The organism is Amycolatopsis sp. NPDC028719 (assembly GCF_055565395.1).
The window spans coordinates 22,663-43,145 of sequence record NZ_JBVHUL010000001.1; the positions used below are offsets into that span (position 1 = coordinate 22,663).

Annotated in this window: 19 protein-coding genes; 5 read left to right on the plus strand and 14 right to left on the minus strand. The window is 71.0% G+C overall.

The window, feature by feature from the left end; genetic code table 11:
- Positions 1-104 precede the first annotated feature (104 nt).
- From ACZ4TR_RS00100 to ACZ4TR_RS00125, 6 genes are read right to left on the minus strand one after another with little or no spacing between them, the layout of a single operon-like run.
- Positions 105-1,346, minus strand: a complete 1,242-nt coding sequence (locus ACZ4TR_RS00100; protein WP_465285097.1) for an acyl-CoA reductase — start codon at positions 1,344-1,346, stop codon at positions 105-107.
- Positions 1,343-2,395, minus strand: a complete 1,053-nt coding sequence (locus ACZ4TR_RS00105; RefSeq protein ID WP_465285098.1) for a LuxE/PaaK family acyltransferase — start codon at positions 2,393-2,395, stop codon at positions 1,343-1,345. The genes ACZ4TR_RS00100 and ACZ4TR_RS00105 overlap by 4 nt, the downstream gene beginning before the upstream one ends.
- A complete protein-coding gene (locus tag ACZ4TR_RS00110; protein WP_465285099.1) occupies positions 2,392-3,786 on the minus strand; it encodes an AMP-binding protein in 1,395 nt (464 codons plus the stop codon). Before ACZ4TR_RS00110 ends, ACZ4TR_RS00105 begins: the two co-directional genes overlap by 4 nt.
- Positions 3,783-4,514 (minus strand): SDR family NAD(P)-dependent oxidoreductase, encoded by a 732-nt coding sequence (locus ACZ4TR_RS00115; RefSeq protein WP_465285100.1) that lies wholly within the window; start codon positions 4,512-4,514, stop codon positions 3,783-3,785. The genes ACZ4TR_RS00110 and ACZ4TR_RS00115 overlap by 4 nt, the downstream gene beginning before the upstream one ends.
- A complete protein-coding gene (locus ACZ4TR_RS00120) occupies positions 4,507-4,752 on the minus strand; it encodes an acyl carrier protein (RefSeq protein ID WP_284744421.1) in 246 nt (81 codons plus the stop codon). Before ACZ4TR_RS00120 ends, ACZ4TR_RS00115 begins: the two co-directional genes overlap by 8 nt.
- A gap of 10 nt (positions 4,753-4,762) precedes the next feature.
- On the minus strand, positions 4,763-5,482 hold the full coding sequence (locus tag ACZ4TR_RS00125; RefSeq protein ID WP_465285101.1) for an acyl-ACP--UDP-N-acetylglucosamine O-acyltransferase family protein: 720 nt from the start codon (positions 5,480-5,482) through the stop codon (positions 4,763-4,765).
- A gap of 149 nt (positions 5,483-5,631) precedes the next feature.
- Between ACZ4TR_RS00125 and ACZ4TR_RS00130 the strand changes: the two genes are divergently transcribed.
- A complete protein-coding gene (locus ACZ4TR_RS00130; protein WP_465285102.1) occupies positions 5,632-6,738 on the plus strand; it encodes a DegT/DnrJ/EryC1/StrS family aminotransferase in 1,107 nt (368 codons plus the stop codon).
- The gene (locus ACZ4TR_RS00135; protein WP_465285103.1) at positions 6,735-7,691 is read left to right on the plus strand and encodes a Gfo/Idh/MocA family protein; all 957 of its coding nucleotides are present in this window, start codon (positions 6,735-6,737) and stop codon (positions 7,689-7,691) included. Before ACZ4TR_RS00130 ends, ACZ4TR_RS00135 begins: the two co-directional genes overlap by 4 nt.
- Here the strand turns inward: ACZ4TR_RS00135 and ACZ4TR_RS00140 are convergent.
- The 3 genes from ACZ4TR_RS00140 to ACZ4TR_RS00150 are packed head-to-tail and all read right to left on the minus strand — an operon-like array spanning position 7,688 to position 10,399.
- A complete protein-coding gene (locus ACZ4TR_RS00140; RefSeq protein ID WP_465285104.1) occupies positions 7,688-9,121 on the minus strand; it encodes a M20/M25/M40 family metallo-hydrolase in 1,434 nt (477 codons plus the stop codon). The genes ACZ4TR_RS00135 and ACZ4TR_RS00140 overlap by 4 nt on opposite strands.
- Before the next feature lie 55 nt (positions 9,122-9,176).
- On the minus strand, positions 9,177-9,890 hold the full coding sequence (locus ACZ4TR_RS00145) for a hypothetical protein (RefSeq protein ID WP_465285105.1): 714 nt from the start codon (positions 9,888-9,890) through the stop codon (positions 9,177-9,179).
- The gene (locus ACZ4TR_RS00150; RefSeq protein WP_465285106.1) at positions 9,887-10,399 is read right to left on the minus strand and encodes a SigE family RNA polymerase sigma factor; all 513 of its coding nucleotides are present in this window, start codon (positions 10,397-10,399) and stop codon (positions 9,887-9,889) included. The genes ACZ4TR_RS00145 and ACZ4TR_RS00150 overlap by 4 nt, the downstream gene beginning before the upstream one ends.
- A 148-nt stretch (positions 10,400-10,547) precedes the next feature.
- Here ACZ4TR_RS00150 and ACZ4TR_RS00155 point away from each other — a divergent pair, with 148 nt between their 5' ends.
- Positions 10,548-10,985, plus strand: a complete 438-nt coding sequence (locus ACZ4TR_RS00155) for a hypothetical protein (protein ID WP_465285107.1) — start codon at positions 10,548-10,550, stop codon at positions 10,983-10,985.
- A gap of 1 nt (position 10,986) precedes the next feature.
- On the opposite strand, the gene ACZ4TR_RS00160 is transcribed toward ACZ4TR_RS00155, so the two are convergent.
- The 4 genes from ACZ4TR_RS00160 to ACZ4TR_RS00175 all read right to left on the minus strand — a co-directional run bounded on the left by ACZ4TR_RS00160 (position 10,987) and on the right by ACZ4TR_RS00175 (position 14,959).
- Positions 10,987-11,610: an acyltransferase gene (locus ACZ4TR_RS00160; protein ID WP_465285108.1), complete on the minus strand. Its 624-nt coding sequence runs from the start codon at positions 11,608-11,610 to the stop codon at positions 10,987-10,989.
- Positions 11,597-12,793, minus strand: coding sequence for a glycosyltransferase family 4 protein (locus tag ACZ4TR_RS00165; RefSeq protein WP_465285109.1), 1,197 nt, complete (start codon positions 12,791-12,793; stop codon positions 11,597-11,599). Before ACZ4TR_RS00165 ends, ACZ4TR_RS00160 begins: the two co-directional genes overlap by 14 nt.
- A 70-nt stretch (positions 12,794-12,863) precedes the next feature.
- Positions 12,864-13,793 carry an NAD-dependent epimerase/dehydratase family protein gene (locus ACZ4TR_RS00170; protein ID WP_364516322.1) on the minus strand — a complete coding sequence of 310 codons (930 nt, stop codon included), beginning with the start codon at positions 13,791-13,793 and terminating at the stop codon, positions 12,864-12,866.
- A 23-nt stretch (positions 13,794-13,816) separates the two neighbouring features.
- The gene (locus ACZ4TR_RS00175) at positions 13,817-14,959 is read right to left on the minus strand and encodes a DegT/DnrJ/EryC1/StrS family aminotransferase (protein ID WP_465285110.1); all 1,143 of its coding nucleotides are present in this window, start codon (positions 14,957-14,959) and stop codon (positions 13,817-13,819) included.
- Positions 14,960-15,086: 127 nt separating this feature from the next.
- Here ACZ4TR_RS00175 and ACZ4TR_RS00180 point away from each other — a divergent pair, with 127 nt between their 5' ends.
- The gene (locus ACZ4TR_RS00180) at positions 15,087-18,185 is read left to right on the plus strand and encodes an AfsR/SARP family transcriptional regulator (protein WP_465285111.1); all 3,099 of its coding nucleotides are present in this window, start codon (positions 15,087-15,089) and stop codon (positions 18,183-18,185) included.
- A gap of 43 nt (positions 18,186-18,228) precedes the next feature.
- Positions 18,229-19,416, plus strand: coding sequence for an L-2-hydroxyglutarate oxidase (gene lhgO, locus ACZ4TR_RS00185; protein ID WP_465285112.1), 1,188 nt, complete (start codon positions 18,229-18,231; stop codon positions 19,414-19,416).
- On the opposite strand, the gene ACZ4TR_RS00190 is transcribed toward lhgO, so the two are convergent.
- Complete coding sequence (locus ACZ4TR_RS00190; protein ID WP_465285113.1) at positions 19,413-20,417, minus strand: DUF3558 family protein; 1,005 nt, start codon at positions 20,415-20,417, stop codon at positions 19,413-19,415. The genes lhgO and ACZ4TR_RS00190 overlap by 4 nt on opposite strands.
- Between the last annotated feature and the right edge of the window lie 66 nt (positions 20,418-20,483).

Genomic DNA, 20,483 nt, shown 5'->3' on the forward strand with positions numbered 1-20,483 from the left:
CGGTCTCCTCAGGTCTGAGGCTTGTTCTGGTCAGGCCGCCGCGGCCCGCCCGCACGGTGCTGATCACCGCAGAAGTCATGCGGCGGCCGACGGCTGAACAAGCCTCATTGCACCGTGACCAGGCGGCTGAATTCGGCCAGCAGATCGTAACCGTCCCACACCGCGGAGAACGTCAAGGCCGAACCGAACGGCACGATCCGGTCGACGCCGCGGCCCGCCAGCTCGTGCGCGAACTCCGTCAGCTCCTCGGTCGTGAAGCCGAACTGGCTGACCGTCTGGTCCTTGCGCAGGACGACCGGCACCAGATCGGACAAAGTGGACACCTGCGCGTTCGCGAACGTGCCGGCGCCGAGCCACTCCCGCGGCAGCACCGCCGGGTCGGCCAGCTCCAACGTGGCCAGGCCGTTGCCGTCGAACGCGATCTCCTTGACCAGCCCGTCGACCGCCGCGCCGTACGCCGAGACGCGCTTCTGGACCGCCATCGCCGGCTCGGTGACGTGCTGCTTCGTCTCCAGGACCGCCGCCAGCAGGGTGCGGAACTCCTGGCCTGCCTCACGCGCCCCGGCGGCGTCGCCGACCCAGAACACCGCGCGCGGCGACGAGCAGGCGGCCTGGTCGAACCAGTACGAGTCGTTGTAGAAACCCTCGGCGGCCGCGCGACGCTCCGCTTCGGACGCCCGCTGCCAGCCCGCCACCGAGGCGACGGCGAACGACGAGCGGTCCGGGAACGTCAGGTCACGCGCGTGCGGCGCGAGCGGGTACTTCCGCAGCGCCGCGACCGAGCCGTCGCCGCCCCAGATGACGCGCAGGTCGGCGGCCAGCGACAGGGCGCCGCTCACCTCGTCGCTGCGGTCGTACGTCACCATGCGCTGGGTCGCCCGGACGACGTCGGACACCGCGGAGTCCACTTCGGACAGCGCCGCGTTCAGCGCGTCCAGCACCGCCTCGGCGGCGCCGGCCGAGCGCGACGACACCCGCACCACGTTGTGGTTGCCCGCCAGCGCGGACAGCGCCCACGAGTAGACGAAGATCGTGTCGACGTTCGCCGGCGGCACGTGGAACACGAGACCGCGCGGGAACCGCAGCGAACCGGACGAAGTGTCCAGAGTGGACAGTGCCTTGGCTATTTCGCCCTTGCGCAGGAAGAACCCGAGCGACGCCAGTTCCGGGAACCGGCGCGCGGTGGCCGGGGCCAGCAGCTTGCGCGCGAACTTCGTGATGAATTCGACGATCCGCGGGTCACCGACGCGCAGCCGGCCGCCGGGCGGCGAGGCGCGCAGCTCGGAGACCAAGTCATCCACCGAAACCGCATCCGACAAAGGGAAACGCTGATTCAGAGTGGTCACGCCGCCGCTCCCGAGAACGTGTCCGAACAGCCGCGAGCCTCGGCCTTGGGCAGCCGGCCGAGCACGGAGAAGTGCTTGCCCGGCCAGTCGCCGTCGTCGATCCCGTTGTAGACACCGAGATCTTCGGTCAGCAGCACGTGCCCCGGGTACGACCGCGGCAGCGTCGAGACGACCTCGATCACGCCCGGCTCGCCGACCGGCTGCTCTTCCCACGTCTCCGGGTTCCGGATCACGACGTCGGCGAAGTCCGGGCAGTACAGCGAGTTGCCGGACGGCCCTTCGAGGAACACTGTGCCGATCTGCTCGATCATGCCGTAGTAGTTGTGGATCCGGGTGAGCCCCGTGTCTTCCTTGAACCGCCGCCGGAACTCGGTGTTGTCCACCGCGCGGTCGATCAGCTTCTTCCAGCCACCGCTGTGGATGAGGATGCCGTTCGAGAGGTCCAAGCCGTGGTCGCGCGCGACCTCGTACAGGTACTGCCACACCATGAACGTGAAGCCGAAGATCAGGAACGGCTTGCCGCCGTACTCGGCCAGGAACTTCTTGACCGCTTCGACGTCCGGCTTGTCGTTCTCGTCGAGCACGTACGTGTGCTTGCGGCCGAAGTTCGCCATGCCCAGCACACCCGCGCCGCGCGCGGAGAACGACCGGCGGTTCTTGATGATGCCGATCGTGTCGACCATGAGCATCGGCAGCCGTTCGCCGCCGAGGACCTCCTGCAGCGTCGCGCCCAGCTGCTTGGTCTGCGCGCCCGCGGCCTCCTTGTCGAGGTAGATCCGCGACGCGCCGGCGCCGGTGGTGCCGGACGAGGTGAGAGTCTTGAACACCTCGCTGTCCGGGACCGACTTCAGGTCGTGCGTCTTGAACATCCGCACCGGCAGCCACGGCAGGTCGGCGATCGTCGCGAACGAAGCGGAGGGCGTGATCCCGAGTGACGACAGGATCCGCTCGTAGCCCGCCGAGTTCGCCCTGTGGTGGGACGTCAGAGCGGCGAGCTCGGGCAGCAGCAACGCCTCCCGGTCGGCCTGCGACCGAGTGAACACGCTCATACCTTCGCCTCCAGTGACCGGTAGTCGATCTTGCCGCTGGCCAGCAGCGGCACGGTGTCGATCGGGCGCACGTCGAACCCGCTCGAGTGCAGGTGCAGCCGCTCGGACAGCGCCTTCGACGCGTCCTTGCAGATCGCCTTGTCGACGCCCTCCGCGAACAGCACGACCTTGTCGCCGGCGGGCACCGCCGCCACGACGTCGATCCCGACCGCCGCCGCGCGGGCCGCCTGCTCGAGGTCGTCGAGGCTGACGCGGTTGCCGAACACCTTGCCGATGCGCTTGAGCCGCCCGGTGATGAACAGGTACCCCTCTTCGTCGAGGTACCCGAGGTCACCGGTGGCGAGCACGCCGCCGCATTCGTCGCCCTTGGCCAGGCCGGACTCGTCGTCCGCGTAACCCAGCATCACATTGGGCCCACGGTAGACGACCTCACCGACAATTTTCGGGTGCGTGGTCTCCGAGCCGTCGTCCCGGCGGACCGCGAACTTGCCGCCCGGCAGCGCCGGCCCGGCGGAACCGAGCTTCTCGGCCAGTCTTTCGGCGGGCACCGTCGTCATCCGCGGCGCGGCCTCGGTCTGGCCGTACATGACGTACATCCGGCCGCCGACGGCCAGCATCTTGGCGTTGAACTCGGCGATCAGGTCGTCGCGCAGCTTCCCGCCGGCCTGCGTCAGCGTGCGCAGCGTCGGGTACTTCGCGGGGTCGAACTTGAGCCGCCGCAGCATTTCGTAGTGGTACGGGACGCCCGAGAGGGACGTGACGCCGTACGTGGTCACGGCGTCCCAGAAGCCGCGGCCGAGCACGCCGGACGGCTCGATCACGATCGTCGCGTCGCGCACCAGGTGCGAGTTCAGCACCGACAGGCCGTAGCTGTAGTGCAGCGGCAGGCACGTCGGCGCGACCTCGTCGGCGTCGATGTCCAGCACCTGGGCGATGGCGTCGGCGTTGGCCAGGATCGCCTGGCGCGACAGCCGGACGAGCTTGGGGTTGCCGGTCGACCCGCTGGTCGGGAGCAGCACGGCCAGGTCGGGGTGCGGCTCCACGCCCTCGGCCGACGAGCGAACCCAGTCGGAGCCGCGGGTGACGTACCCGGCGGGCGCGTCCCCCGAAGCCGACAGCACGGCCGCCGGCCGGAAGCGCGAAACCAGCCCGGCCAGCACGTCGGCGTCCAGCGCCGGATCGATCAGCGCGATCGCCCGGCCGGATTCGAACGCGCCCAGGTAGGTCAGCACGCTCGGCAGGTCGACCGCCATCCGCGCGAAGACGACGCCGACGGGCAGCGCCGCCAGCTCGTCCATCCGCTTGCCGACCTCGGCCGACAGTTCCGCGCCCGCCAGCGTGCGGCCCCCGGCCACGTCCACCAGCCGAGCTCCCGCACCCAGCAAAGTCACAGCACCAAGCCTCCGTCGACGCCCAGCACCTGTCCGGTGACGAAGGACGCCTCGTCACTCACCAGGAACCGGATCGCGTTCGCCACGTCTTCCGCCCGGCCGAGGCGCCCGAGCGGCGTCCGGCTCGTGTTTTCGGCCTTCGCGTCCTCGCTCAGGCCCGCGGTCAGGTCCGTCTCGATCACGCCGGGCGCGACCGCGTTGACCCGGATCCCGGACCGGCCGAGCTCCTTCGCCGCCGAACGCGCGATGTTCGCCACCGCCGCCTTCGACGCCGCATACACCGTCTGACCAGCGCTTCCGTACTCACCGACGATGGAGGCGAGCACCACGACGGAGCCGGTCTTCTTCCGCATCATCGCCCGGGCCGCGGCCTGGACGGTGTGCAGCGTGCCGGCGACGTTCGTGCTCAGCGTCGTGTCGACGAGCTCCTCGCGGATCATCCCGAGGAGCGCGTCCTCCATGATCCCGGCGTTCGCGACGACGATGTCGAGCTTGCCGTGCTCCTTCGCAACACCCCTGACCAGCGAAGACACGGCCTTCGCGTCGGTGACGTCCAGCGCGAGCCCGGCCGCGGCGCCCACTGAAGAAGCGGCTTCCTTCGCACGAGCTTCGTCGCGGCCGGTGAGCACCACCGTCGCGCCCGACTCCACCAGAGCGCGGGCGGTGGCCAGGCCGATCCCCCGCGTCCCGCCGGTGACGAGCGCGACGCGACCGGACAGATCAGTCATTCTTCGCCTGCAGCTCGGTCACCATGTCCACGGCGACCTTGAAGCTCGACATGTCGATCACCTGGTCGGTGTCGAACTCGACGTCGAACTCGTCCTCGATGGCCGCGACCAGCGCCATGTGGCCGACCGAGTCCCACGCCTCGAGGTCGCGGTACTTGAGGTTCTCGACGTCCACGTCGCCGTCGAGGTCCAGCGCCTCGACGAAGACCTCGCGCAGCTTGGGGGCGACTTCCGACATCAGACAGCTCCTAGTGCTCTTCGCGCGGGCGGGCGTCCCACGCCTTTACCAAGGTAGAGAGGTCGCCGGGCAGCGTGGCGTCCGGGAGACCTTCCTTGCCCTTCAGCCACGGCCCGAGCGCCTCGATCGTCGCCTCGTCGACGCCGCGGCGGGACAGGCCCACGACGTTGACGCCGGTGACGCGCGCCGGGTTGCCGACGGCGATGGTGAACGCGCCGATCTCGCGCCGCACCGCCGAGCCCATCCCGATCATCGCGCCGGGGCCGATCACGACCTTCTGGTGCAGGATCGCGCCCATGCCGAGGTTGGCGCCGTCCCAGATGTGGCAGTGCCCGCCCGTGACGGCGTTGGACGCGATCGTCACGCCGTCGCCGACCAGGCAGTCGTGCGCGATGTGGGAGTTGCGGAGGAAGTAGCCGTCGCTGCCGATCATCGTCGTCCGCCAGGTCCCTTGGTGGACACTCACGTACTCGCGGATGCGGTTGCGGCTGCCGATGACCACGCCGTGGCCGTCATGATCCGGGTCACCGGACGGCGGCTCGCTCCAGGCCGCCGGGTGCGGGCGGCCGCGGTCCTCGCCGGGGGTGCCGATCGTCACGTGGGGGCCGATCCAGTTGCCGTCGCCGATCCGGGCCGGCCCGACGATCACGGCGAACGGCCCGATCACGTTGTCGTCGCCGAGTTCGACGCCTTCGCCGAGGACGGCGGTCGGGTGGATGCGGTTGGCCACGGGCGGGTATCCGTTCGTCGGCGGCTGGGTACTGGGCGTGCTACCGCGCCCGGTAACGTGTGGCCCGCGTTCATGCAGGGCGGCCGGGCGCAGAACCGGCGGCTCACTGTACCGGACGCGCCGAAATCGCCTGCCGAGAGAGACTGCCCATGATCCCCATCACTGTGGTCGACGTCCGCGACGCGGAGGACCTCGTCGTCGAGGTGCTGCGCTCCGGCGCCATCGCACAGGGACCGATGGTCAAACGCTTCGAAGACGCCTTCGCGGCGGTCTCCGGGACGAAGCACGCGATCGCGGTCAACAACGGGACGACCGCGCTCGTCGCGTCGCTCCAGGCGCTCGACCTGAAGCCGGGCGACGAGGTCATCACCTCGCCGTTCACCTTCGTCGCGACCCTGAACGCGATCCTCGAGGCCGGTGCGACGGTCCGGTTCGCCGACATCCGGCGCGACGACTTCGCGATCGACCCCGACGCCGTGGCGAAGGCGGTGACCGGCCGCACGAAGGTGCTCATGCCGGTGCACCTCTACGGCCAGACCGCGGACATGGGCAAGCTCGCCCCGCTGGCCGCCGAGCACGGCCTCCAGGTCATCGAGGACTCCGCGCAGGCCGTCGGCGCGTCGTTCGAGGGCAAGCAGGCCGGCTCGTTCGGCATCGGCTGCTTCTCGCTGTACGCGACGAAGAACATCACCACCGCCGAGGGCGGCGTCATCACGACGGACGACGACGCGCTGGCCGACAAGCTGCGCGTGCTGCGCAACCAGGGCATGCGCGCCCGCTACCAGTACGAGGTCGCCGGGCACAACTACCGGATGACCGACCTGCACGCGGCGGTCGGCATCCCGCAGCTGGCGAAGCTCGACCAGCTGACCGCGGCCCGCCAGGCGAACGCGAAGCGGCTGTCGGAGGGCCTCGCCGGCACGCCCGGCCTGGACATCCCGCAGGTGCTGCCGGGCCGCGAACACGTGTGGCACCAGTACACCGTGCTGGTCGGGCCGCACGCGTTCCTCTCGCGCGACGAGCTGGCCGCGGCGCTCACCGAGCGCGGCATCGGCAACGGCATCTACTACCCCAAGATCGTCTTCGACTACGAGTGCTACGCGGGTCACGACCTGATCCCGGGCGCGCGCGTCGAGGACTTCCCGGTGGCGCAAGCGGTCGCCCACCAGGCGCTTTCGCTGCCGGTGCACCCGCACCTGACCGAGTCCGACCTGGACACCATCATCGAAACCGTTCGCGAGGTACTGGGCGCATGACGCATCGGATCGCTCTTGTCGGGACCGGGAACATGGGTTCCCTCCACGCCCGCGTGCTCGCCGGCAACGAACGCGTGGACCTCGTCCGCGTGATCGATCCGCGTGAAGAAGCGGGCAAGGCCGTCGCCGAGCGGTACGAAACCCAGTGGACGCCGGAAATCGGCTCACTGTCCGATGTGGACGCCGTGGTGCTGGCCTCGGCCACCGAGGCGCACTACGACCTGGCGCAGGAGATCCTCGGCCAGGGCAAGCCGATGCTGGTGGAAAAGCCGGTGTGCAACAGCTACGAGCTCTCGCAGGAGATCGTCGCGCTGTCGGCGTCGAAGGGTGTCCCGCTGATGTGCGGGCTGCTGGAGCGCTACAACCCGGCGGTCATGACCGCGCGGGCGCTGGTGCAGGAGCCGGTGCACCTGATGGCGCGCCGCCACGGCCCGTACGCGCCGCGCATCAAGACCGGTGTGGCGTGGGACCTGCTGGTGCACGACGTCGACCTGGCGATCCAGTTCTTCGGCGGCGCGACGCCGTCTCGGGTCACCTCCGGCGCGGGCTACTTCCACCCGTCGTCGGTCGACGGCGCCGAGGACACCATCGAGACGGTGCTGTCGTTCCCGACCGGCCTCGCCACCGTTTCGGCCTCGCGGCTGGGCCAGAAGAAGGTCCGGTCGCTGGTGGTGTCGGAGCTGGACCGGCTGATCGAGATCGACCTGCTGCGTCGCGACGTCACGATCTACCGGCACATCTCGCACGACTCCGTCACCCCGGACGGCCTCGGCTACCGGCAGCAGACGGTGATCGAGATCCCGGAGCTGATCACCGCGCGCGAGCCGCTGGCTTCGCAGCTGGACCGGTTCTGCGACCTGCTGGAGGGCAAAGTCGACGCCGACACCGAGCGCGACCTGATCCTGCCTTCGCACCACGTCGTCGAGCAGGTCCTCACGCAGGCCGCGGCTTAGCTGACCGGCGCCGGGAAGGCCGCCGGGCTTCGGCGGCCGTCCGGGCCCACCGCGCGGACGGCGAAGAAGACGTTGTCCTTGGACAGGTCGATCTTCGCCGTCAACGCCGGGCCGGCGTCGATCGCGTGGGTCCAGTCCGGCGCCGTCGTTTCGCGCCAGAGGACCTCGTAGCCCACGGCGCCCGGCGTCGCGTCCCACAGCAGTTCCGAATCGTTCGTCAGGGCCGCCGTGCGGATCTTGACGCCCTTGGGCGTGCCCGGCGCCGTCGCGAGCGACCACAGCGCGGCGCCGTTCACCCGCGCGACCCGGGCGATGAACGGGAAGTCACAGAACTCCGGCAAGTCGCCGTACCGGACGCCGTCCTCGACGCGGACGTCCTGGTGCTGGTGCGCGAAGTCCTCGGCGGGCTCGGTGAACCGCGCCGCCGGATAGCCCTGCTCCAGGAAGCCGATGTGGTCGCCGCCGCGCAGGTAGCGGTCGCGGCGATAGATCACGCGGACGTTCATGCCGGTCGCATCGTTCTCCGCCACGGACTTCACGAACCGGGCCAGCTGCCGCGGCGGTGAGTCGTTCTCGCCGCCGATGCTGCGGCGCAGGTTCGCCTCGGCCGGCGTCTCCGCAGTCGGGACGCCCTCGGCGAACAGGCGAACCGTCACTGGGTCCCGCGTGCCGTCGTCCGCGCGGCTGGAGCCGACGATGTCGTCGGTGAACATCGCCTGGACGTCGGTGCCGGCGGCCTTGAACTGCCGCGCCAGGTATCGCGCGCCGTAGAGGCCCTGCTCCTCGCCCGCGACGGCGGCGAAGACGATCGTCGCGAGCGGCTGCCGGGTCGAGAGGACTCGCGCGAGCTCCAGTGCGACCGCGACACCCGAAGCGTCGTCGTCCGCTCCCGGTGCTTCGCCGGTGAAGTCCATGACGTCGCTGCGGCGCGAGTCGTAGTGCCCCGAAACGACGTACACGCGGCCAGGATCGGCGGATCCGCGCAGCGTCGCGACGACGTTGGTGATCTTCGTCGGCACCGGGATCCGGTCGGCCGGCGGCTGCACGTACGACTGCAGCTCGACCGTCAGCCGGCCTCCGGAAGCGGCTGCGACCTGCTGGAACTGCGCGTACAGCCAGTCGCGCGCGGCGCCGATGCCGCGGGAAGGGTCGTCTTGGGCCGAGAGCGTGTGCCGGGTGCCGAACGCGGCCAGCCGCCGCACGGTCGCCTCGATCCGCCGCTCGTCGACCTGCCGGAGCAGCGCCCGCAGGTCCGGGCCGGGACGCTGCGGCCGCACCGGGCGGCCCGGCCCGCGGTCCCCGAGTTCGGCGGCACCCGCCGGGACACCGGCCGCGGAGACGGCCCCCAGCACGGCTGGGACATTCGGGCTTCGCCCCGCGCCCCCGAAAAGAGTCGCTGAAGCGGTCAGGAACGCCCGTCGTGAGGTCACGGTTGCCGTCTTACGCCCGTGCGGGGCCGTCGTGTACCGCCGACCGGCTGTCCGGCTACTTGGTGAGCCGCTTTCCTTCGCCGTCGTAGGCGATCAGCGGGGTCAGCGACGCCGAGTCCGGCACGACGACCGGGTCGAACCAGAAGAACACGACGTTCGGGTCCTCGGTCCACTTCGTCAGGTTGGCCTCGATGGTCTTGCCGTGCACCGTCGTGGTGATCCGCGCCGCCGGGCCGGCGAAGTAGCCGAAGACCGGGATGAGCTGGTCGCTGACGAGTTCGCCGCCGTCGGTGGCGTGGAAGCCGAACGACCGGTCGGAGCCCCGGATCTCGTTCGTGGCCAGCGCGGCCTGCAGGGACGTGCCGGAGCGGAAGCCCGCGACCAGGCCGAAGTGGATGTCCGGCAGTATCTGCGGCTCGTCGACCGCCCGCGCGAAGAAGACGATCTCGCCCGCTTTCGTCAGGATCCCCGTGCCGACGACGTCGCCGATCGGCGGCCGTTCGGGTGGGGCGCCGGTCGTCGACGCGGACGACGTCGGCGGGGCAGGCGGCTGCGCGACCGGCACGGGCGCGGGCTGCCGCAGCTGGACGGCGAACACGACCACCAGCACGACGGCGGCCGCGGCCGCGATGCCCCCGGTGGTGGTCAGCACGCGGCGGCGACGCCGGATGCGCGTGCCGCCGGCCATGATCGCGGCCAGGTCGGGTTCGGCGAAGGGTTCGTCGGGCGGCTGCCGGAGGGCGGCGCGGAAGTCGTCGAGGTCGTTCATCGCCCGCTCCCTCCGATCAGCGTGTCCTCGCCGGTGCCGGCCTCCACGCGCAGCTTGGCCAGCGCGCGCGAATTCGTGCTCTTCACGGTACCCAGCGAAACGCCGAGCTCACGGGCCACGTCGGCTTCGGGCAGGTCGAAGAAGTGGCGCAGCACGACGACGGCGCGTTCGCGGGCGGTCAGCGTCCGCAGCACGGCGGTGAGCCACGCGCGCTGGGTGACGGCCTGGTCGACGTCGAGCCGGTCCTGCCGGTCGGGCATCGCCTCGGTGGCGTACTCGCGGATCGGGCGCCGCCAGCCGTCGATGACGTGGTTCACCAGGACGGTGCGGGCGTAGCCGTAGGCGTCCTTGTGCCGGACGCGCGACCAGGCCGCGTACGTGCGGGTGAAGGCGGTCTGCGCGGCGTCCTCCGCCTGGTGGCGGTCACCGGTGAGCAGGTAGGCTGCGTGGGTGAGCCGGGCCGAGGACGCGCGCACGAAGTCCGCGAACTCGTCGTCGCCGCGCGCCATGCGTCACCTCGTTCCGTTTCTCCCAGCGACGGCCGGGCCGCGGAAAGGTTGCTCCAGACCTTTCGAGCGTACGCTCGTCTTGGGACGCGACCGAAACGTTGCGTAACCGCAATCCTGCGCTCGGTTACGAAGTACTAAATTGTCAGGCGTGCGCTTCACCGGGGGATTCTTCGCCGCCACATGCCTGCTGACCTGCATCACAGCGTGTTCGGGCGGCTCCACGACGGCGGCGCCGGCGACGACGTCGGTGCCGCCGTCATCCACTTCTTCGGTGAGCAAGCCGAAGACCACGGCCTACGTGTGCGAATACGGCGCCGGCCAGACCGCGGAGCTGTTCATCGGCCCGGACACGTCGGTGTCCCGGTTCGTCGCGGGCGCGAAGTCGTCGTGCAAGAACACGACGATGATGGCGGGCATCGGCGAGGCCGCACTGCACTGCGAGTCGACGAGCCAGGGCGGCGGCACCACGGTCGCGGTCGCCAAGCACAGCCACGGAGGGGTGCGCACCGCGCAGTTGTACCTGTACGTGACAGGCAGCGAAGACGGCTACGCCAAGATCGGGAAGCTGCTGGCGGACCGGCTCTGACCTACTCCGAGAAGTCCCCGGACGGCGCGCCCCAGCCGGGAGCCTGACCACGTTCCTCCGCGATCTCGCGGCGGCGGGCGTTCTCCGCCCGGACGCGGTCCACTTCGGACTGGATGTACTCCTCGTCGTACCGCTGGAACACCCGTGCCGGGTTGCCCGCCACCAGCGTCCGCGGCGGGACGTCCTTCGCCACCACCGAATTCGGCTGCACCGTCGCGAAGTCGCCGATCGTCACGCCCGCCATGATCACCACCAGGCCGCCGATGAAGCAGCCCTTGCCGATCTTCACCGGCTTGCGCTCGATCAGGTCGCTGCCCGAATGGTTCTGCAGCGTCATGTTCGCGAGCCAGCTCGAGTGCGTGAAGATCAGCGTGTTCAGCCCGATGCTGGTGTGCTCGCCGATCTCCAAGCCACCGCTCGCGTCGAGCGCCGCGCCCTCACCGACCCAGCAGTGGTCGCCCATCTTCAGGTTCTCGGGGCTGATGATCTTCACGCGCTCACGGACGCGGCACGTCGACGGCAGCCCGTAGAACTGCGCCCGCTCGGCGTCGTTCATGTACTGCGAGACGAGCTCGGTCAGGATCTGCGGACGCAGCCGGTGGCTGCGCTCGTCATCGAAGAACATCCGCTTCAGACACCAGTTTCTCGAACGTGCGAAGGTGTTCCTCGGCGACGACGTCGAGGCCGAAGTTCGACCGGACCAGCTCGCTCTCGCGCTGCGCGATCAGCGCCCGCTTCTCCGGGTCGTCGAGCAGGCCGATCACCGTCGAGGCCACGGCTTCGGCGTCGTCGGGCCGCACCAGCAGGACGTTTTCGCCGTTGCGCAGCTCGATGCCGGGGTAGTTGTCCTCGGTGACCGACGCGATCGTCGCCGTGCCGGACAGCATCGCCTCGAGCGACGCCGTGCCGCAGCCGCCGTTGAGGTCGTGCGTGACGATGTCCGCCGCCGCGAAGTACGCCGGGACGTCCGCCTTCGGCACCGCACCGGTGACGACCAGCGCGTCCGAGACACCCAGTTCCGCGGCCCGCTTCAGGAACGCGTCGTGGTAGACGCGGCCGACGACCACCACCCGGGTGCCCGGGTGCTTGTCCAGAATGGCCGGGAGCGCCTCGATCAGCGGCAGCCGGTTGCGCAGCGGGATGACGTGCCCGAGCGAGACGATCAGCGGCGCGTCACCGATCTCGTGCTCCGCGCGGACGTCCTTCGTCACCGGCTTCGCGAAGTGACCCGTGTCGACCGCGATCGGGAAGTACTCCGAGTTCGCGTCGCTGGTGCCGTAGCGCTCGACGCAGTAGTCGACGCCGAGCTTGTCGAGGATGACGTAGCGCGGCCGGATGTAGCGCAGGATCGGCTTCACCAGCACCGCGTCGAGCATCCGGAACACGCCGCCGTACAGCTTGTTGTCGCTGATCAGCAGCGTGTGGATGGTCAGCAGCACCGGGATGTTCCGCCGCCGCGCGTAGCTCCCGGCCAGCCACGACAGGTCGAAGAACTGGCCGTGCAGGTGGATCGCGTCCGGCTTGAACTCGTCGAGCAGCTTCCACAGCCGCCGCCAGTTGCCCGGCCGCAGCGACGCGAAGCTCATGTCGAAGTCGATCGACAGGCCGACCTGCGGCATCTTCACCGCCGGGAGGCGCACGACGCGGTAGCCGTCGCGCTCCTCCTCGGCGGGGGCGTCGGCGTACGCGGCCGTGATCGCCAGCACCTCGTGGCCGGCCTCGACGAACTGCGCCGCCAGCGAAGCCGACATGTGTGCGCTCCCGCCCACCCGGGGCGGGAAGAAGTTGTTGACCACCGCGATGCGCATCGCACGTCCTCGGGCAGGGCCCGCGGTGGCTGCGTTCATGACGCCTCCGCGGGGAAGAGCACGTCGGCGTTCACTGAGAGTCCTCGACCAGCTGCCGCATACCTTCTTCGACAGTGATCCGCGGCTCCCAGCCGAGCACCTCGCGGGCGCGGGTGATGTCGGCGGCGCGGCGCGAGACCAGGACGTCACGCTCGTTGAACAGCGGCTCGACGTCGACGCCGACGGCCTCGATCAGGATCTTGGCGAGCGCGGCGATCGAGGTGTCGATGCCGGTGCCGATGTTGATCGGCAGGTTCGCCCGCTCCGACTCCAGCGCCGCGACGACGGCCCGCGCCAGGTCGCTGACGTGCACGAAGTCCATCGACTGGTCGCCGCGGCCGTCGATGATCGGCGGCTGGCCGGCGCGCAGGCGCTGGATGAAGTGGTTGATCACCGACGTGTAGTAGGCCTCGATCTTCTGGCCCGGGCCGTACACGTTGAAGAACCGCAGCGCGTTCCAGGACAGGCCCTTCTGGCGCTCGTAGAAGCCGAGCATGTCCTCGCCGGCGCGCTTCGAGATGCAGTACGGCGTGAGCGGCTTGAGCTCGTCGTCCTCGTGCATCGGCAGCCGCTTCGGCTCGCCGTAGACCGACGCCGTCGACGCGAACACCAGGCGCTCGACGCCTTCGTCGGCGGCCGCGGCAAACACGTTGTGGTTGCCGGTCATGTTGATGTCGAACGACTCGTGCGGGTCCGCGATCGACTTGTTGATCGACACCGTCGCGAAGTGGATGACGTGCGTGCAGCCGCGCATGGCCTCGCGCACCGCACCGCCGTAGCGGACGTCCTTCTCGACGAGCTCGACCTTGCCGGTGGCGACGAACTCGTTGACGCGGGCGCGGTCGCCGCGGGTCATGTTGTCGAAGATCCGCACCGTGTAGCCGCCCTCGATGAGCAGCGGGATGACGTGCGCGGCGATGAACCCACCCGCCCCGGTGAAGAGCACCTTCTTGTCGGACACCAATTTCTCCTCGGTTGGCGGGGTCAAGACAGGGACTGCACGGCTTCGCGCACGACCTCGCCGACGCGCGTCACTTCGGCGTCGGTGAGGTTCGCGTGCATGGGGATCGCGAGCTGACGCGCGAACGCGTCGGCGGAGACGGGCAGCGGGGTCTGGGGCCCGTAGATCGGCTGGAGGTGTGAGGCGTAGGTGCCGAAGTTGCACTGGACGCCCCGCTCGCGGACCCGCAGGGCGAGCGTGTCGCGGCTGATCTCCGGCGCGACCGTGAGCAGGTAGGCCTGCCACGGGTGCTCGCGATCGGGGAGCTCGACGGGGACGGTCAGCGCGCCGGTGTCCGCCAAGTCCGCGAACGCCTCGTGGTAGCGCTTCGCGACCGAACGGCGGGCGGCGAGCAGGTCCGGCAGCCGGTCGAGCTGGACGTTCATGATCGCGGCCTGGACGTCCGACATGCGGAAGTTGTAGCCGAGCTCGTGGAACTCCGGGATCGGCAGCGTGTTCGAGCCTTCGCGGCTGATCGCCGGCTCGATGCCGTAGGTGTGCAGCTTGCGGGCGTGCGCGATGAGGTCTTCGCGGTCGGAGACCAGCGCGCCGCCTTCGCCGGCGGTGATGCCCTTGCGGCCGTGGAAGGAGAACGCCGCGAGGTCGGCGAGGCTGCCGGCCGGGCGCGTCTTGTACGTCGCGCCCGCGGCACAGGCAGCGTCCTCGAACAGCCAGAGGCCGTGCTTGTCGGCGATCGCGCGGTACTCGTCGAAGTCACCGGGCTGGCCGGCGACGTCGACGACGAGGATGCCGACGGTCTTCGGCGTGATCAGGGACTCGACGTGGGCCGGGTCGGCGCTGAAGACGTCCGGGCGGATGTCGGCGAACACCGGCGTCGCGCCTGCCTGCACGACGGCGTGGCCGGTGGCGGGGAACGTGTAGTCGCCGACGATCACCTCGTCGCCCGGCCGGACTCCCAGCACCTTGAGGCCCAGGAAGAGCGCGGAACCGCAGTTCGCGGTCGTCAACGCGTGCGCGGTGCCGGTGACCTGCGCGAACCGTTCTTCGAAGCGGCGGCAAGCCGGTCCGGCGCCGGCCAGCCAGCCGGATCTGAAGACCTCGGCTACGGCGGCGAGCTCTTCTTCTCCGACGGTCGGCTGACCGAGGGCAATGCTGTCGGTCGACATACCTCTCCCATTGCGTGGGGACCCGGCGAAGTGTATATACGCTCACTCAGGTGATTCACAGGCCCACGCCGAAGACCACTTTCGAGTGACAACTTCCCCAGGTCGGCGACCGTCTTAAGCTGAGGCCATGCGATTCGGGGTGCTGGGGGCGGTCGCCGCGTGGCGCCCGGACGGCACGCAGGTGCCGGTCGGCGGCCCGCGGTCGCGGACGCTGCTGGCCCTGCTCGCCTTGGAGGCCGGGCGGTTCGTGCCCGCCGAGCGGCTGATCGACGGCATGTACGGCGAATTCCCGCCGGACGGCGCGGCGAACGCCCTCCAGTCGCAGGTCTCCCGGCTGCGGACGGCGTTGAAGGAGCTGGCCCCGGTCGAGTTCACCGCCGCCGGGTATCGCCTGGTCGTCGAACCGGACGAAGTGGACGTTCATGTCTTCGAACGCCTGGCGCGCGAAGGCCGGACGCTGCTGAAGAACGGCGAGCACGCCCGCGCCGCGTCCACAGTGGGCGAAGCGATGGCGTTGTGGCGCGGAGCCGCGTTCACCGACCTGGCCGACGCACCGTTCGCCGCCGCCCAGGCCGCCCGCTTGGAGGAGCTGCGGGCCGACGCCGCGGACGACCACGTCGAAGCCCGGCTGGCCCTGGGGCGGGCCGAAGACGTCCTCGCCGAGCTGCGGGAGACCGTCGCCGCGCAGCCGTTGCGGGAACGGCCGCGCGCGCAGCTGGTCCGCGCGCTCGCCGCCGCGGGCCGGCCGGCCGACGCGCTGGCCGCGTTCGAAGACGCCCGCCGCACGCTGGCCGACGAGCTGGGTGCCGACCCTGGTCCGGACCTCGCCGAAGCCCACCTCGCGGTGCTGCGCGGCGAAACCGAGAAGCCGGCGATCTCCGCGCTGCCCGCGCAGCTGACCAGCTTCGTCGGCCGGACCGGCGAGCTGCGGCAGGTGGCCGGGCTGCTGGACCGCAGCCGGCTCGTGACGCTGACCGGGCCGGGCGGCACCGGCAAGACGCGGCTGGCCATCGAAACCGCAGCAGCCGCCTCCGTTGATTTCGGGTCGGTCGCGTTCGTCGAGCTCGCCCCGCACGACGGCGACGGCGTCGCGGGCGCGGTGCTGGCCGCGTTCGGCCTGCGCGAGAGCACGCGCGGCGGCCCGCAGGACCCGGCCGACCGGCTGATCTCGGCGCTGCGCGACCGGGCGGCGCTGCTCGTGCTCGACAACTGCGAGCACGTCGTCGACGTCGCGGCCCGGCTGACCGCGCGGCTGCTCGGCGCGTGCCCGGGGCTGCGGGTGCTGGCGACCAGCCGTGAGCCGCTCGGCATCACCGGCGAGCAGCTGGCGCCGGTGCCGCGGCTGGCCGTCCCACCGCCGGGCACGCCCGCGGCCGAAGCCCTGACCTACCCGGCGATCCGGCTGTTCGCCGACCGCGCGGCCGCGAGCGACCCCGCGTTCACCGTCGGCGACGCGACGATCGGCGACGTCCAGCACGTCTGCGCGGCCCTCGACGGCCTGCCGCTGGCGCTGGAGCTGGCCGCGGCCCGCGTCCGGAGCCTGGACCTCGGCGAGATCGCGGCCCGGCTCGACGACCGGTTCCGGCTGCTCGCCCGCGGCAGCCGGACGGCCGAGGAGCGGCACCGGTCGCTGCGCGGGGTCGTCGAGTGGAGCTGGGACCTGCTCGGTGACGACGAACGCGAGCTCGCCCGGCGGCTGACGGTGTTCCCCGGCGGCGCGACACTCGCCGCGGCGGCCGAGGTCTGCGGCGCCGACGCTGAGCTGCTGCTCGAGCTGGCCGACAAGTCGCTGGTCGAAGCCGTCGGCGGCCGGTTCCGGATGCTCGAGACGATCCGCGCGTTCGGCGCCGGGAAGCTCGCCGAAGCGGGCGAGACCGAGCGGGTCCACCGCGCGCACGCCGAGTACTTCCTGCGGTTCGCCGAGGAAGCCGACCCGATGCTGCGGACCGCGGCCCAGCTCGAGTGGCTGGACCGGATCGACGCCGAGTACGACAACCTGCTGGCCGCCCTGCGCTGGGCGACCGAGCACGACGTCGCGCTCGCGCTGCGGCTGGTGCCGTCGCTGGCGATGTACTGGTGGATGCGCGGACGGCGGTTCGAGGGCGCCGGGTTGTCGCTGGCCGTCGTCTCGCGGACCCCGACGGAGCTGCGCGAGCAGTACGTCGAGGAGTTCCTGGTGTGCGTGCTCGGCGCGTTGTCCGGGCACCCGGACGAGTCGCTGGAGCAGTACCTGCCGCTGGTCCGGCGGTACGCGGCGGACGGCGGCTGGTCGCCCCGGAACCCGATGCTGGTGATGCTGCTCGGCGTCGTCGTGGGCCCGCCCGGTGACGACGACGAGCTGGTCGGCCGCGGCGAGGGCCTGCTGGCGGCCGGCGACGCCTGGGCCTGGGCGCTGCTGCCGACGGGCATGGGCCTGCGGGCGATGATGACCGGCGACCTGACGGGGGCCGAGGAAGGGCTGCGCGAAGGCGCGGCGCAGTTCCGCGCGCTGGGCGAGCGGTGGGGCCTGTCGATGGCCCTGGACCACCTGTCCCAGCTGCTCACGTGGCGCGGCCGGCCCGGCGACGCCGTGCCGATGATGGACGAGGCGCTGAGCCTGATGCGGGAGATCGGCGCACTGGACGACGCCGCGGACCTCATCTGCCGCCGCGGGTGGACCCGTCTGCTGGCGGGCGACCGCGCGGGCGCGCGGGCGGACTACGAACTGGCCGCGGCGACGGCCCGCCGCACGGGGATGCCCGAGTCCCGCGCGGCCGCGTACACCGGGCTGGCGAACCTGGCCCGGTACGAAGGCGACCTCGCCGCGGCCCGCGCCCTGGGCGAGCGCGCGCTCGCGGAGTGCCCGGGCGGCTCGTTCGCGGCGGAGACGGTCCGCGCGATGGCGATGATCTCGCTGGGCTGGCTGGCTTCGGCCGAGGGCCACCCGGCCGAGGCGGTCCGGCTGCACCGCTCGGCCCTGCTGACCGGCCGCCGGCGGAACGCGGGCGACGTCGTGGCGTTCGCCCTGGAGGGACTGGCCGGGGCGGCTCCGCCCGAGCAGGCGGCGACACTGCTGGGCGCGGCGGCGGGGGTACGGGGCACGTCGATCGCCGGCGACCCGGACGTCTCGTCGGTGCGGGCCCGGGTCGTCGAGTCGCTGGGGACGGACGGTTTCGAGCGGGCCTACGGGACGGGCTTGGGGATGAACACGCAGAAGGCGCTGACCACGGCCGGGCTGGCGGACTGACCGGCTCACCAGGCCCTTCCCCGCTCGCGTAGCCTGGTCGATCGTGCGCAACGTGGTGGTCGTCGGGGGTGGGATCGTCGGTCTGGCCGTGGCCTGGGAGCTGACCAGGCGCGGGCTGGACGTCACGGTGCTGGAAAAGGAGCCGCGCTGGGCGGCGCACCAGACCGGGCACAACTCGAACGTCGTCCACGCCGGGCTCTACTACAAGCCCGGGTCCTTCAAGGCGCGCATGTCCGTCGCCGGGAACCGGTCCATCGTGGACTTCGCGCGGCAGTACGGCGTGCCCGTCGAGGTCTGCGGGAAGCTCGTCGTCGCGACCGACGAGAAGGAGATCCCGGCGCTGAACACGCTCGCCGAGCGGGCCGAGGCGAACGGCGTCCCGGCGAAGAAGATCTCCCCCGCCGAAGCACGCGAGTACGAGCCCGAGGTCGCCTGCGTCGCCGCGCTGCGGGTCGAGTCCACCGGGATCATCGACTTCCCCGGCGTCTGCCAGGCGCTCGTCCGGCTGCTCGACGAAGCCGGCGTCGACCTCCGGCTGAACAGCCCCGCGCTGGCCATCCGCGCCGGGAGCGACGGCGGGGTCGAGGTCGCGACCGGCGAGGACGTCATCGTCGCGGACGGGCTCGTGAACTGCGCCGGCCTGCACTCCGACCGCGTCGCGCGGCTGGCCGGGCTGACGCCGTCGGCGAAGATCGTGCCCTTCCGAGGCGAGTACTACGAGCTCAAGCCCGAACGCCGCGGCCTGGTCAAGGGCCTAATCTACCCGGTGCCGGACCCGACGCTGCCGTTCCTCGGCGTGCACCTCACGCGGATGCTCGACGGCAGCGTGCACGCCGGTCCGAACGCCGTGCTCGCGCTGCGCCGCGAGGGCTACCGCTGGACCGACTTCTCCGCGAAGGACGTCGCCGAGGTCGCGGCCTTCCCCGGCGTCTGGCGGCTCGCGAAGAAGTACGCGCTCCCGACCGGGCTCGACGAGGTCCGGCGCTCGTTCTCGAAGAAGCGGTTCGCAGCGAGCCTCGCCCGGCTCGTCCCGGCCGTCACCGAGGACGACATCGTCCGCCACGGCTCCGGCGTGCGCGCGCAGGCGATGCGCCGCGACGGCTCGCTCGTCGACGACTTCCTCATCGAGACCGCGCGCGACCAGGTGCACGTCCTGAACGCGCCGTCCCCGGCCGCGACGAGCGCGCTCGAGATCGCCCGTCACATCGCCGACCACGTGTCGAAGGACTAACCCGGCAGGTTCGCCGTCACCAGCGGCAGGCCCTGCTTGACGACGTCGCACGTCTTCGTGTCGTCGCCGATGAACCCGCTGACCACCTGCACCGACGACGTGTCGGTGATCGGCAGGAACGCGCCGCAGGTCACGCGCAGGCCGCCCAGGTTCGGGTAGACGCCCCACTTCTTGCCGCCGACGTCGACGGTCTCGAGCGGCTTGACGCCGTTCACGCCCGGCCAGTCGGCGACCGGTGTGCTCGGGCCGAACCAGACTTCGAACGCCTTCTGACCCTCGCTGCCGTCGGTGTCGTCCCAGAGGCAGTACGTCGCGTTGGGCACCGCCGACGAGTCGTCCTTCTCACCGGTGGGCGAGATGTTCTTGAGCTGCGCGACCTGGTCCGGCTTGAGCGTCGCGCACGGGTCCGCCGACAGCAGTGGCCCACCCGGCTCCACCTTGGCCGGCGCGGTCGGGGTGATCGACGGCGCGTCCTGGCCGCCGGGCAGGTGGGCCGCGACCTGCGGGATCACCGTCTTCGCCAGCTCACACGACTTTTCGAGAGGCGGTTCGGACACGCTGACGTACGCGAAGGACTTGTCGCCGAGCAGGGCGTAGAGCACGCAGTCGTCGGCGAGGAGCGACGGGTACTGCCGCCAGCTGAAGCCGGCGATCTGCTCCGGGTCGCCCTTCGGGACGGCTCCGGCGATGTACTCGTTGAAGTCGATGTCCGTCGTGTAGCCGACGTTGAGGATGTTCGACGGCTCGATGTCTTCCTTGGTGCTCCAGAGGCACATCGCCGTCTGGTTCCGGTCCTTTTCCTCCGGCACCGAACGGCCCTGGGTCTCGTAGCCGAGGGCGTCGAGCTGGCCCTCGTCGAGCAGGGAGCAGGCGTCGATCGCCTTGACGATCGGGCCCTGGCCCGGCACCGGCGACGCCGAGCCGCCGACGGCCACCGTGCAGCCGGACACCACCACGGTCAGGGCCGCCAAGGCCGCGACGGCCTGCCACTTCATGCGCATGCGAAGAGTCCTCTCCCGTTCGGCCCGGACATTACTGGGCCGAACGGGTGCGCACCTGGCATAAGG